We start from the raw sequence: 13,172 nt of genomic DNA on the forward strand, positions 1-13,172 counted from the left end.
GGGACAGTGGGGCGTCGCCTCAAGGGCCGGCCGGCCTGGCCAGCTCGTTGAGATAATCCTCGATCGCCGTGAAGCCGTTGCCGTCGCGGTCGCTCGCGCTGTCATCGCGGCGCGGGTCGAGGCCGTGGCGGCGTTCCCATTCGTCCGGCATTCCGTCGTGGTCGCTGTCCTTCGGCGTGGGGAGCGACTTGAGGTCGGGCCAGCCGCCGTCCTGCGACTGGGTGTCGATCTGGCGGCCGGTGCGGGTGCGCACGCCTTCGACGACGCGGCGGTCGACCGCGTCGCGGACGCGCGAGGCTCCGGCTTCGGCCAGCACGCGGGGGTAGGCCGACGGCGCGGGATCGGGGGTTACCGGAGCGACGTCGAGCGGTGCGGACAGGCGATAGCCGTCCGGCTGGATGCCCGACACCAGCGACCATTGGTCGGCGGGAATGGCGCCGTTCATGCTGTTGCCCGACCAATAGGCCCTGGCCAGCGTGTTGGATTCGTTGAACGCGATCGGCTTGTCCGAATCCGGGCCGCTCAGATAACTGTTGTCGACGAAATTGTAGCGGGCGAGCGTGGCCTTGTCGGCGTTGTAGCCCGAGTGGCTGCCGCCCCAGTTGTAGAAGACGTTCGAGCGGAAATCGAAGAAGGCGCCTTCGGGATCGGCGTCAGGGCCGCTGTAGTTGCCCGGGCGCGGCATCCGCGCTTCGTGATTGGCCCAGAGATTATGGTGGAAGCTGATCCGCGAGCCGCGCCCGCCGCGGATCAGGCTGCCGTAGCCGTGCTCGCCCTTGGCATGGAGCGAGTGGGTGAGCGAATCCGCGATGATCGACCATTGGACGGTCAAGTCCCAGAAGCCTTCGCCGGGCCGCGTGTAGTTGGCCGAGGCGGACAGCGTCTCGTCGACCGACCAGCTCGCCGAGACATGGTCGAGGATGATGCGGCGGCCGCCGAGAATCCAGATCGCGTCGGATTCGGATTTGGATTCGTCACCGAGACGCGAGCGGATGTAGCGGATCACGACATCGTCGGCGGCGACCTCCAGCGGGTGATCGCGGAGCGTAATGCCGTCGCCGGGGGCCGACTGGCCGGCGATCGTCACCTGGCCTTCTCTAATGCGGAGCGGGCGCGCGAGGCGGATCGTGCCGGAGATGGCGAAGACGATGATGCGGGGGCCCGGCGTCTCAACCGCGGTGCGCAGCGAGCCGGGGCCGTCGTCGGCGAGCGTGGTGACGATCATCACCTTGCCGCCACGCCCGCCGCGCGCGAAGCGGCCGGCGCCCTCCGCGCCGGGGAAGGCGAGCTGCTGCACGACGGGCGGCGTGTCGGCGATCATCATTCTGCGATCACTCGTAGAGCAGGCGGGCGGTGTCGGGCGCGGCGATGGCGAGCTCGTGCGCGACCATCGCCGAGAAATAGTCGGCGCCCTTGCGGCCCAGGTGCGTGCGGTCGAACGACAGCTTGCGCCGGGCGAAGGGGCTGTCGTTGACCTCGGTCGCGGTGGTGTCGCCGGCCGGCGCGGCGCCCTTGGGGAGCTGGGCGAGCGTATCGGCCTCGGCCTCGCCCATCGCCTGCACCGCGGCGGCGCTCTTCGCGTTGAGGTCGACGAGCGGGACCTTGAGCTCGGCGGCGACCCTGCGCACCGCGTCGGCCCAGGGATCGAGGTCGCGGTCCAGCTGGCCGTTCTTGAAGGTGCGGCGGGTGAGCGGGGTCACCAGCACGGGAATCGCGCCCGCCGCGCGGGTCTCCTCGACGTAGCGGCGCAGGTTCGCGGGGAATTCGGTGGCGAGATCGGTCGAGCGGCCGGGCTTGCCGGGCTGGTCATTGTGGCCGAACTGGATCAGCACCCATGTTTTGGTGAAACCGGGCGTTTTCATCTCGGCGAGCGCCAGATCCCATGAACCCTCGGCGCGGTAGCTGCCCGAGCTCCGTCCGCCGCGCGCCAGGTTGACGCAGGCGACGAACGAGGTGACGTGATCCGCGCAGAAGGCGCCGCCCCATCCGCCGGCGACGGCGGTGGTGGAATCGCCGACCAGGACGATCTTGGAGGCGCGGATCGGTTGGGCCGGCGACGGCGTCGTCGTCGGGGCGGCTTGCGCGGCGAGCGCGGCGGCGAGCAGCAGCATCACAGCGCGCGGAACCGGAAATCGCGGAAGCGCGCCGCGCCGGCGCCTGCCGAATAGAGACCGGGTCTGAGCATCAGGAAACCTCCTCTGACATTGTGGTGATAGCCCGACACCTCCATGCCGCGGTCGAAGCGTTGCCAGGTGCGGCCACCGTCGCCGCTGGTGTGGATGGCGACGACATGTTCCTTGTTGGCGAGGCGGATGCGCATGCGGCGGCCGTGCGGGTTCTTGGGGCGGCCGCGCTCGATGCCGTATTGGTGGGTGACGAAGTTGCGCTCGTCGAAGCCGAGGCCGCAGTAGAGCTTGTCGTCGTAGAAGAGGACGAGGCCGGCGGTGCCGCCGGGCGCGATCTCGACGTCGCAGTCGAACTCGTAGGCGGGGTCGCCGGCGATGAGGAGCAGGGGGGAGGAGTCGCTCGGGGCCTTGCCGACCGCCGTCAGCACCAGCGCGCCGTTCTCGACGCGGGCACGGTCGCGTTCGGCGGGGCCGGGGCGGAAGAAGTTCCACTTGCGGCCGAGCTCCAGCGTGCGGAAGTCGTCGGAGAGGGGCTGGCCGTGGGGGAGCGCGGTGCCGCCCTTGGGCTTGGCGATCGGCTGGGAGAGGTCGCCGCCGGTCATGCGGAACCAGCCGTCGTCGGTCCAGCGGATCGGGTCGAGCAGCGTCTGGCGGCCGAGCGTCCAGAAGCCGTTCTCATAGCCGTGGTAGACCGACCACCAGCCGCCGTCCGGCGCCTCGACCAGCGAGGCGTGGCCGCGCGACCACCATTTCTCGTCGCGGCTCTTGGTGTGGACGAGGGGGTTGGCGGGGTCGTTCTGCCACGGCCCGTGGATCGAGCGCGAGCGGGCGGCGATCACCATGTGCCCGGTCGGCGGGCCGGCGGTGCCGCCGACCGCGGTGATCATGTAGAACCAGCCGCCATGGCGGACGATCTTGGGGCCTTCGGGCGCGAAGCCCTCGACGTCCCAGTCGTCGGGGTAGCGCCAGGGGTCGTAGACGTGCTCGGGCTTGCCGATGACGGAGAGGCCGTCGTCGGAGAGGCGGACGCGGTCGCCGCCCGACAGGAACAGCCAGCGCGAGCCGTCCTCGCCGACGGCGTGGCACGGGTCGATGTGGCTGGGGAGGTGGAGGTCTACGGGCTCCGACCAGGGGCCGTCGATATGGTCGGCCCAGATGACGAAGATCGAGTTCGGCTTCGCCTTGACGGGGATGTAGAGGAAATAGCGGCCCTTGTGCTTCTCCAGGCTGACTGCCCAGACCGAGCCGATGTTCCTGGTGAGGGCGGCCTTGCGCGGTTGCCAGTTGATGAGGTCGCGGCTGTGCCAGATGGTGAGGCCGGGATAGCTCTCGAAGCTCGAGAAGGTCATGTAATAGTCGTCGCCGTCCTTGAGGATGGCGGGATCGGGGCGGTCGCCCGACAGCAGCGGGTTGAGGAAGCGGCCGTCGCCGAGGTCGGCGATGCGCTGGTTGTCGAAGCCGCGGCGCCAGTTGGTGGGCAAGGGGGCGCAGGCGTCGTCCTTCGTCTCGGCGCGTGCCGGCAGCGCGCCCAGCATGGTGCCGGCGAGCGCGGTGGTGAGCGCGTCGCGCCTGGTGACGGTCATGCCTGTCCTTTCTCGAAACTGCTGGCGGTGAGGGTGCGGCGCTGGCCCTTGGCCAGCGTGATCTCGGTGAGGCGGCCGTGGGCGAGCACGGTGCGCGTGCCGGGGAGGTCGGCGCGGAAGGTCGCTTGGGTCAGGCGCCCTGCGCGCCAGGCGAGGTCGACCTGCCAGCCGCCGCGGGCGCGCAGGCCCGTGATGCTGCCGTCGCTCCAGGCGCGGGGGAGGGCGGGGAACAGGTCGATCGTGTCGCCGCGGCTCTGCAGCAGCATCTCGATCACCGCCGCGGCGCCGCCGAAATTGCCGTCGATCTGGAAGGGCGGGTGGGCGTCGAACAGATTGGGGTAGGTGCGCTCGGGGCCGAGCAGGAAGGCGAGGATGCTATGAGCGTGGTCGCCGTCGCGCAGCCTTGCCCAGAGGTTCGCGCGCCAGGCGGTCGCCCAACCGGTCGCGCGGTCGCCGCGGATCTCCAGGCTGCGGCGGGCGGCGGCGGCGAGATCGGGCGTGGTGTCGGGCGCGATCTGGTGCGAGGGGTAGAGCGCGTAGAGGTGGCTGACGTGGCGGTGGTGGATGTCGTCGGCGCCCGCGTCCCAATCCTGCTGCCATTCCTGGAGCTGGCCCTCAGCGCCGATCTTGAAAGGAGCGAGGCGGGCGCGGGCGGCGCGCATCTCGGCGACGAACTCGGCATCGCGGCCGAGGATGGCCGCGGCTTCGCTCGTCTGGTCGAACAGGTCGCGCAGGATCGCCATGTCCATCGTCGGACCTGCGCACAAGGACGAGCCGTGGCCGTGGCCGTTCTCAGGGCTGAGCGACGGGTTGGTGACGAGATAGCCGGTCTCGGGATCGCGCTGCAGCGTGTCGAGGAAGAAGCGCGCGGCGCCGGCCATCAGCGGATAGGCCGCAGCGAGGAAATCCCGGTCGCAGCCATATTCCCAGCGGATCCAGAGGTGGGTGCAGAGCCACGCGCCGCCGGTCGGCCACAGGCCGTATTTGGCGCCGTCGATCGGCGCGGTGCCGCGCCACAGGTCGGTGTTGTGGTGGCATACCCAGCCGCGCGCGCCGTACATCGCCTGCGCGGTGTGGGCGCCGCGCTCGGCGATGCCGCGGATCAGGTCGACCAGCGGCTCGACGCATTCGGGGAGGTTGGCGGCCTCGGCGGGCCAGTAGTTCATCTCGGTGTTGATGTTGACGGTGTATTTGGAGCCCCACGGCGGGTTGAGGCTGTCGTTCCACAGACCCTGCAGGGTAGCCGCTTGGCCGCCGGGGCGCGAGCAGGAGATCAGCAGGTAGCGGCCATACTGGAAGTAGAGCGTGGCGAGGCTCGGGTCGGCGGCGAGGTTGTCGGCGCGGACACGCTGGTCGGTGGAGAGTGCGGCGGCCGGGCTGGTGCCGAGGTCGAGCGTGACGCGGCGGAACAGGCGGCGGTGCTCCGCCGTCGCGTCGGCGGCGATGCGGGCGAAGGGGCGCTTGTCGGCGGCGTCGAGGGTTGCGGTGGTGAGCGCGTCGGGATCGCCGCTGACGTCGTCAAAGCGGCGGAAGCTGGTCGCCATCGCCAGCAGGATCACCAGCTCGCGGGCGCCGCGTACCGTCAGGCGGTCGCCGGTCGCGGTGACGGTGCCGCCCTTCGCCTGGACGCGGGCGCGGGCGGTGAAGCGTAGCGCCGGGGGAATCCCCTGGGCGGCGGTGTTGGTGCCGGTCAGCACCAGTTCATGCCCGTCCGCACGCGCCGAGGCCGACTTGTGCGGCGAGGTGAAGGACAGGTCGACGTCGATCGCGCCGCTGCGGCCGGCCTTGAGCCGTACTGCGATCAGGCGGTCGGGGACGGAAGCGAGCACCTTCCGCTCATGGAGTACGCCGTTGGCGGTGAAGCGGGTGGTCGCCACGGCGGCGTCGAGGTCAAGCGCGCGGCGATAGTCGGCCGGTTCGCCGAGGCCGGGAAAGTCGAGGAACAGGTCGCCGAGGCCCTGATAGGGCATCTGCCGGAGCGGCTTCGCCATCACATTGGCATTGGCGAAGGCCTCCGCCTCGGCGAAGCGGCCTGCGAAGATCATCTCGCGCAGCTTGGGCAGGGCCGCACGGGCGCCGGGGTTGACCGGGTCGTGGGGGCCGCCGCCCCACAATGTCCCCTCGTTGAGCTGGAGCCGCTCGCGCGCGACGCCGCCGAACACCATCGCGCCGAGCCGGCCGTTGCCGACCGGGAGCGCCTGGGTCCATTCGGCGGCCGGCTGCTCGTACCAGAGCGTGAGCGGATGCGGCGCGGCCGCCTCCGCGCGCTTGGGGAGCGCGGCGGCGACGCCGGCGGTGGCCATCAGTCCCAAAGTCTCGCGGCGCGAAATGGTCATGTCGTCATCCTGAACGGTTGGTCCTCGGCGACGACTATGCGGCCTGCGGCGTCGAAGTCGATCCGCACCAGCCCGGGTTTCTCGCGGAAGTGGCTCCAGGCGTCGTTGCCGAAGAAGGTCTGCCACCAGCGCCCCTCGGCATCGCGCAGCACGTTGCCGCCGCCGCAGCAGGGCGCGCCCTCGTGGCGGTCGCGCCACGGGCCGGTCGGCTTGTCGGACATCCAGAAGGCGAAGGAATAGCGGTCGTCGTAGCGGTCGACGACGCCGAGGTAATAGACGCCGTTCCGCTCGAACATCGTCGCGCCTTCGTAGCCGAAGTGACGATAGCCCTGGTCGGCGCATTGCTTGCGATGATGCGACGGATCGAGGTCCCAGCCGTCGGCGCTGGTCATCGGCTGCCACTCGCCGGCATAGCCGGAGAGGTCGTCCTTCAGCCGGACGATTTCCTCGGCCGAGCCGTAGGTCAGCCACACCGATCCGTCAGGCGCCTCGAACAGCGTCGCGTCGATGCCCTTGCGGAGCGGCTTGTCGGGCGAGAAGGCGTGGACATAGGGGCCTTCCGCGCGGCCGGTCGTGCTCTTGAGGATGGCGAGGCCGGCGCGGCTCATGCTGTGGCAGATGACGTAGTTGCCGCGGATGAAATGGATCTCGGGCGCCCACAGCGCGCGGAACGGCACGCCGGCGCGCATCCGCCAGCTCTTCTCCCAGCCGCCGTCGCGCTCGATCGACCAGACCAGGCCGAGATAGTCCCAGCGGTCGAGGTCCTTCGAGCGCCACAGCTCGACGCCGTCGTTGGTCGCCCAGATGTTGTCGCCGGTCGAGCCGGTCATGTAGTAATGACCGTCGCCGCCGAGGCAGACGATGGTGTCGCGGATGTGGACGTCGTGGAGCGGGCGGATGCGGGGCAGCAGCCCCTGCGTCACCGCGGTGCCCGTGTCCGACTCCCCCCAGGGCGCGAGCGGGTAGGGCGGCGTGTCGGGTCCCTTGTAGCGCACGTCGGGCAGGCCCGAGGTCCAGCCGCCGCTGGCGCTGGCCGCGGTGGCGCGGCGGCCGGGGCCGCTGGTGCCGCGATAGGGCCAGTAGCCGGGCGGAGGCGGCGGGACGATGCGGCCGCTGTTGTCGCCGCCGGTGCGTGGCGGCTCGCCCGGGCGCGGCGCCGGGCCGTAGGGCGGCTGCTGCGCGAAGGCCGCGCCCGGCAGCGTCAGCAGCGCCGCGCCCTTCAGCAGGGTACGGCGATCGAGGGGAAAAGGCTCCCCGCCGTCCGTTGCCGGACGACGGGAAGCAGGCTCTCCGGGGAGGACCATCAAAAGCTCAGCCGCGCGCCGACGCGGTAGACGCGCCCGCTGCTGCCGTAGTTGGTCACCGCTTCCTGGCCCTGATAGGCATAGCGGTTGGTGGTCTGGTTGGTGAGGTTGAGCCCCTCCACCGTGATCGAGAAATTCTTGAGGACGTTGAAGCTCAGCGACGCGTCGACGTTGGTTGTCGCACGGCTGTAGACGAAGTCGTTGATGAGCGGGCTGTCGCAGCCGGCGCTTTCCGTCGGCGCGGTCGCGGTGCCGGTGCCGACGGTGCTGAGGCCCGGGCCGCACGATCCCGCCGCGATCGGATATTGCGAGACATAGCCCTTGCGATGCGCGACCGATACGCGGGCGCGGAACGCCGGGACCTCGTAGAACAGCGTGCCGTTGAGCGCCTGCGGCGACACGCCGATGAAGGGGCCCGTACCCGTTGTCTGCGCCCGCGTCGCGGTGCCGGGGTCGAGGATGTAGTTCAGTTCCGACTTGATGTAGGTGTAATTCACCAGCGCGCCGAAGTTCTTGAGGAATCCCGGCAGGAACGTGAAGTTCTGCTGAAAATTGATCTCGAAGCCGCGCAGATACCCACCCGGCGCATCGCGATACTGGCGCGCCACGAACGGGTAATTGTTGTCGATATAGGCGGTCTGGTTGGGGTTGGTGTATTGCGCGCGGATCGCCGCGATCGTGTCGGCATCGGCGAACTGCGACAGCGGGGCGGTGAATAGCACCGTCTGCGGGAAGGACGAGATGTCCTTGGAGAAGCCGGCGATCGAGATCAGGCTCGATCGGGTGAAATACCATTCGAGGCTGACGTCGAAGTTGGTCGAGCGGAACGGGCTGAGCTTGGGATTGCCGATCGTCATCGACGCGCCGGTGTTGTCGCCGTTGCTGGGGACGGAGATCGAGGTGATCGTCGGCGAGAGATTGGCGAGCAGCGGCCGCGCCATCACCTGCGACGCGCCGATGCGGATGTAGAAATTGCGGACCGGCTCGTAGACGACGTTCAGCGACGGCAGCCAGTCGGTGTATTTGTTGCGGCCGACGATCGGCCGGCCCGCCTGGGAGGTGCCGGTCGAGGTCAGGTCGGTGATCGCGACGCGGGTGCCGACGTTGCCGCGCAGCGGCTGGCCGAACAGCTCGGAGTTGAAGTCGAACTCGAGGTAGAAGGCGGTGTCCTTCTCACTCACACCGAAGTTGTTCTGGCCGCCGTTGCGCTTGGTGGTCAGGCGGAAATCGCCGTATTTGTTGATGCAGTCGCACTGGAAGCCGATGAGGTCGTCGATCTTGCCGAGATCGGGCACCAGGAAGCTGGAGATAGTGCCTTCGGGCACGTTCAGTCCCTTGCCGAACGAGACGAGCTTGCTGTTCGCGGCGGTGGTCGATCCCGCCTCCAGCAGCGTGGGATTGAGCGTGTCGGTGTTGCGCTCGGCCTGCTGGGTATAGAAGCCGAAGGTGCGACGGGTGGCGCCGAAGCCGATGTTGAACTCGTCGTTGACCTTCCAGTCGAAGTCGACCTTGGCGCCCTCATAGGTGTTACGGACGTAGCGTTCGTAATGGCGGAGGGCGGAGAAGCCCTTCACCATCTGCCAGTTGTTGGGATCGGTGGTGTCGAAGCCGAAATCGAGGATCGGCATCTTGCCGTGATCGCGGTCGTCGTAGACGAAATTCTCGGGCGAATCCATGCGGTTGAACTCGGCGAGCAGGCCGGTCTGATAGTTGACCGACTTGGACTTGCCGTAGATCGCCGACACCTTGAAGGCGTCGCTGAACTCATGGTCGATCCGCGCGCTGCCCTGCCAGAAGGTGGTGGTGTAGGCCGAATAGTCGACCGCCGAACGCATATCGACGTTGCGCAGCACCAGATAGTCGGCGTTGCCGTTGGTGACGTTGGCGTCGAGCACGTCGACCGCCGGGCGGCCGATCAGCTGCCCGCGATAGGCGAGGCCGTTGCTCGACGGGATGTACCCCACCGAATTCGGATTGTTGTAATAGTCGTAAGGATCGAGGTTGTTGGGATTGGTGCTGAAGATGTTGGTGCCGAGCACCGCCGGCACCACCTGTCCCTGCTGGTTGAACGCGGTCGTGAAGGCCGGCGTGGTGCCGTACATCTCCTGCCCGCAATCCTGCGCCGGCACGAGATCGCTGCCGGCGTTGTAGGTGCACAGGCCCGGATAGGCACCCCGCGCCGTGGCAGGGGCGAGGCGGCCGGAGGCATTGTTGTAGGCCGCGTTGGTGTTGTTGCGGTTGAGGCCGACCGGCGAGAGCTGGTCGTTCTCGCTGACGTTGCGGAAGCGCGAGTAGAGGCCGTCGATGGTGAGCCGCGTCTTCGACGTCACGTCCCATTGATAGGAACCGGTCAGCCCGATGCGGTTGTTGCGCACGAGCTGGTGGTTGAGCGACGGCAGCGCCGGGATGCGCACGGTCGAATCGTCGAACCGGCCGGGCGTGTTGTAGGGCGCGCCGGGGTAGAGCTTGGCGTAGGCCGCCGGGTCCGATCCGGTCTGGAAGGCGGTCGCGTTCGGGTTGGCGTAGTTGAGCGACCCGACCGGCGCGGAGAAGCCGGCGCGCTGCGGCACGCCTTCGCCGACGAACTGGCTGCTGCGGTAGAGATAGTCCGACTGGCCGGGCGAGCGGATGTAGGAATCGATGACGTTCTCGGTGCGGTTGTAGGCGGCCGAGAGCAGCAGGCCCATGCGCTTGTCGGCGCCGAAGCGGAACGAGACCAGGCCGGCGAGGCGCGGATTCACCTTCTTGCTGTTCTCGTTGTAGCTGCCTTCCCCGGACAGCGCGAAGCGGCTGCCCTTGTAGTCGAAGGGCTTGCCGGTCTCGAGGTCGATCGTCGCGCCGAGCGAGCCCTCGTCGGTCTCGGCCGAGGGGGTCTTCTGCACCTTCAGCGAGCTGAACAGCTCGGAGGCGAAGGTGTTGTAGTCGAACGAGCGGCTGCGGTTGGGGCTGGTGCCGGCATCGTTGGCGCCGGCGGTCGACAGCGCCTCCAGGCCGTTCAAGCGGGTGCGGTTGAAGTCGCCGCCGAGGCCGCGCACGGTGATGCCGCGGCCCTCGCCATTGTCGCGGTCGATCGAGACGCCGGGCAGGCGCTGCAGCGATTCGGCGAGGTTGGCATCAGGGAAGTCGGCGATGTCCTCCGCAGTGATCACGTCGATCTGGAGGTCCGACTGGCGCTTCTCGTTGAGCGAGGATTGGATCGAGCCGCGGAAGCCGGTGACGATGATGTCGGCGGGCGTCTCGTTGGCGGCGGTCTGGACGGTGTCCGCGCCGGTGCCGGACTGGTCGGGGGCGGCCGTGGCCTCCGCCTGCTCGGGCGTCGAGCCGACGCCGGTCTGCGCCGCTGCGGGTGCCGCCGTCCCCAGTGCGATCAGGATCGCCGCGAGCGATACGCCCTGTCCGGCGGCCGTCCTTGCCCGCCGTCCGAAATTGCCTTGGTCCATTCTCTCTCTCCCTCTTTTTGTTGTGTCGTGGTTTCGATCAGGGGCCCCAGCCCAGAATTGATACCGGTGTCATTCGCGCATAAGCGTCGGCCGCAAGTTGGGGGCGGCTTGGGGCGGCGACGGCCCCCGGTCCGCGGCTGCCATATTCGGAGAAGCGGGCCTCCGCCGGCGTGAGCTGGCGGCGGACGCCGGCCGGGTCGGTGTAGCCCATCGAGGTCCAGCCGGCGGGCGCGATGTGCGCGTCCATCCAGCAGCGCAGGAACGATGCCTGGCCGGTCAGCGCCATGTTGCCACCGGCGCGCCATGGCCGGCCGAGGAAGATCGAGCCGTCGGGGACGCCGGTCTCGCGGGTCAGCCGGCAGCGGTCGAAGACGAGGCCGTAGCGCTGGCGCTCGTGCGTGCTGGGCGCGGCAATGTAGCCGGCCGGAGCGTTGGGCACGGAGCGGCTGACGATCTCGCATCGTTCGATCCAGGCCGCGCCGCCGCCGAAGATGAAGTCGATGCAGCCGCTGATGCGGCAATCCACGACATGGGTCGAGGCCTGGATCAGCAGCGTGTCCTGGTAGCCTTCGATGCGGCAGCCGGTGATGCGGGTGCGCTCGCCCGCAGCGGCGACGGCGAGCGCCACTGCCTGCATCGGCTGCGCGAGATAGGGATGGTCGTTGCAGATGGTGAGGTTGCGGAGCGTGACGCCGGGCGCGGCGATCGTCAGCACCGCCGAGCCGCTGGTGCCCCAGTTGCGCCCCTCCGGCGAGGGCAGCGCCGCGCCGGCCGCGAAGGCGATCACCGCGCCGGGGGCGGTTCCGGCCAGCGTGACGTTGGGGACGGTGACGGACAGCTTCTCGCGATAGGTGCCGGGATCGAGACCGATCGTGAAAGGGACGCCGCCGGCGCGCGCGGCGATCGCGAGCGCTTCGCTGAGCGAGGGCACCGTGCCGCGGCGGCCGGACGTGGAAACGATGACGTCATGGGAAGCGGCGGCCGCCGGTGCGGCAAGCCCGGCCAGCGCGGTGGCCGAGGCGCCCGCGAGCACCTGCCTCCGTCCGAGGACGGAGCGGACATGCGCATCGGCTGCAAGCTCTCCCATCATCCCCTCTCGCCATCCGGCCATGACCGCCTTTGCGGCGTGTCGTTGTGTTAGCGCTAGACAAAGACGAGCGAGAAAGCAAGATGACACCGGTGGACCGCCTCGATGAAGCGACCTGTTGAGATTCTATCGCCGGCGCGAACGGCGGCGCGGCGGGGCATCCGACTGGCGGCGAATCAGGGTGAAGTCGAGCAGGCGCTGCTCGGGCTCGTGCTTGCGCTTGCCGTTGCGGAGCTGGCGCGTGAGCATGGCGAGCGCGCTGTGCGCCATCTCGCCGATCGGCTGGCGGATGGTGGTGAGTTCGGGCCAGATCGAGGTGGCGAAGCCGGTGTCGTCGAACCCGACCACACTGAGGTCGCCCGGCACGTCGAGCCGGTCGCCGTGCGCGACCGCGATCACCGCGGCCGCCATGTCGTCATTGCTGGCGAAGATCGCGCTCGGCCGCTCGTCGAGCGCGAGCAGCTCCTCGGCGGCATCTAGGCCGGAGCGGTAGGTGAACTCGCCCTCGACGATCAGCGCGGGATCGGGTTCGATGCCGGCCTCGGCCAAGGCGTCGCGATAGCCGGCGAGTCGCTCCGCGCTCGCCAGCAGGCGGGGGCTGCCTTTGACGAAGCCGATGCGGCGGTGGCCGAGCGCGATCAGGTGCCGCGTCATCGCGCGCGCGGCGGCCTGATCGTCGATGCCGACCGACATGACACCGGGCGCCGGGTGGCCGCTGGCGATGGTGACGAGCGGTACGCCGGCCTCGGCGAAGGCGGCGAGCACCACCGGCGATTCGCACAGCGGCGGGGGCAGGATCGCGCCGTCGACCTCCTTCGCCAGCAGGCGCTGGACCAGGGTTTTCTCGTCGGTCTTGCCCTCATCCTCGCATTGCTCGATGACGAGCTGGACGTCATCGCGGCTGGCGGTGCTGAAGCCGCCGACCAGGAACTCGCTGAGGAAGAAGGCGCTGGGATTGCTGTAGAGCAGGCCGACGCGCAACCGGTCGGCGCCGGCGAGGCTGCGCGCGGCGGGATTGGGCGCATAGCCCAGCGCCTTGATGATGTCGTTGACCTTCTGGCGCGTCTCGGCCGAGACGTTGTGCCGGCCGTTGATGACGCGCGATACGGTCATCTGCGAGACGCCGGCGCGCTGGGCGACGTCGAAGATCGTCGGCGACGAGGCGCTGGTGCGGGGGGTTCGGGCCATGGCGCCGTGTTCCATGTCCCGGCGGGGCGCGCAAGGCATTCGTCATATCTCGCCGTTGCGGCGCGCAGGTGAAAGTGATAGCGCTAACGTAAATACCGGACGCGGACC

General features: G+C 69.2%; 8 protein-coding genes. All 8 read right to left on the reverse strand.

Annotated features, from left to right (window positions below; all coding sequences use genetic code 11):
• Positions 1-19: 19 nt before the first annotated feature.
• The 8 genes from LZK98_RS05410 to LZK98_RS05445 all read right to left on the reverse strand — a co-directional run bounded on the left by LZK98_RS05410 (position 20) and on the right by LZK98_RS05445 (position 13,064).
• Positions 20-1,324, reverse strand: a complete 1,305-nt coding sequence (locus LZK98_RS05410) for a pectate lyase family protein (protein ID WP_233785379.1) — start codon at positions 1,322-1,324, stop codon at positions 20-22.
• A 7-nt stretch (positions 1,325-1,331) separates the two neighbouring features.
• Positions 1,332-2,111 carry a rhamnogalacturonan acetylesterase gene (locus tag LZK98_RS05415; RefSeq protein WP_233785380.1) on the reverse strand — a complete coding sequence of 260 codons (780 nt, stop codon included), beginning with the start codon at positions 2,109-2,111 and terminating at the stop codon, positions 1,332-1,334.
• Positions 2,111-3,709 carry a family 43 glycosylhydrolase gene (locus LZK98_RS05420; RefSeq protein ID WP_233785381.1) on the reverse strand — a complete coding sequence of 533 codons (1,599 nt, stop codon included), beginning with the start codon at positions 3,707-3,709 and terminating at the stop codon, positions 2,111-2,113. The genes LZK98_RS05415 and LZK98_RS05420 overlap by 1 nt, the downstream gene beginning before the upstream one ends.
• A complete protein-coding gene (locus LZK98_RS05425; protein ID WP_233785382.1) occupies positions 3,706-6,045 on the reverse strand; it encodes a glycoside hydrolase family 95 protein in 2,340 nt (779 codons plus the stop codon). Before LZK98_RS05425 ends, LZK98_RS05420 begins: the two co-directional genes overlap by 4 nt.
• On the reverse strand, positions 6,042-7,349 hold the full coding sequence (locus LZK98_RS05430; protein WP_233785383.1) for a family 43 glycosylhydrolase: 1,308 nt from the start codon (positions 7,347-7,349) through the stop codon (positions 6,042-6,044). The genes LZK98_RS05425 and LZK98_RS05430 overlap by 4 nt, the downstream gene beginning before the upstream one ends.
• Entirely contained in the window at positions 7,349-10,789 is a 3,441-nt protein-coding gene (locus tag LZK98_RS05435; protein ID WP_233785384.1) for a TonB-dependent receptor domain-containing protein, read from the reverse strand. Before LZK98_RS05435 ends, LZK98_RS05430 begins: the two co-directional genes overlap by 1 nt.
• A gap of 37 nt (positions 10,790-10,826) precedes the next feature.
• On the reverse strand, positions 10,827-11,876 hold the full coding sequence (locus tag LZK98_RS05440; protein WP_233785385.1) for a pectinesterase family protein: 1,050 nt from the start codon (positions 11,874-11,876) through the stop codon (positions 10,827-10,829).
• Between the two features lie 126 nt (positions 11,877-12,002).
• On the reverse strand, positions 12,003-13,064 hold the full coding sequence (locus LZK98_RS05445) for a LacI family DNA-binding transcriptional regulator (RefSeq protein WP_233785386.1): 1,062 nt from the start codon (positions 13,062-13,064) through the stop codon (positions 12,003-12,005).
• Between the last annotated feature and the right edge of the window lie 108 nt (positions 13,065-13,172).

Origin of the sequence: Sphingomonas cannabina (assembly GCF_021391395.1) — a bacterium.
GTDB lineage: Bacteria > Pseudomonadota > Alphaproteobacteria > Sphingomonadales > Sphingomonadaceae > Sphingomonas > Sphingomonas cannabina.

Bases quoted from the DNA above. Each gene is read 5' to 3' on its own strand.
- LZK98_RS05440 (WP_233785385.1), bottom strand. From the start codon at position 11,876: ATGGGAGAGCTTGCAGCCGATGCGCATGTCCGCTCCGTCCTCGGACGG.
- LZK98_RS05420 (WP_233785381.1), bottom strand. From the start codon at position 3,709: ATGACCGTCACCAGGCGCGACGCGCTCACCACCGCGCTCGCCGGCACC.
- LZK98_RS05410 (WP_233785379.1), bottom strand. From the start codon at position 1,324: ATGATGATCGCCGACACGCCGCCCGTCGTGCAGCAGCTCGCCTTCCCC.
- LZK98_RS05425 (WP_233785382.1), bottom strand. From the start codon at position 6,045: ATGACCATTTCGCGCCGCGAGACTTTGGGACTGATGGCCACCGCCGGC.
- LZK98_RS05445 (WP_233785386.1), bottom strand. From the start codon at position 13,064: ATGGCCCGAACCCCCCGCACCAGCGCCTCGTCGCCGACGATCTTCGAC.
- LZK98_RS05430 (WP_233785383.1), bottom strand. From the start codon at position 7,349: ATGGTCCTCCCCGGAGAGCCTGCTTCCCGTCGTCCGGCAACGGACGGC.
- LZK98_RS05435 (WP_233785384.1), bottom strand. From the start codon at position 10,789: ATGGACCAAGGCAATTTCGGACGGCGGGCAAGGACGGCCGCCGGACAG.
- LZK98_RS05415 (WP_233785380.1), bottom strand. From the start codon at position 2,111: ATGCTGCTGCTCGCCGCCGCGCTCGCCGCGCAAGCCGCCCCGACGACG.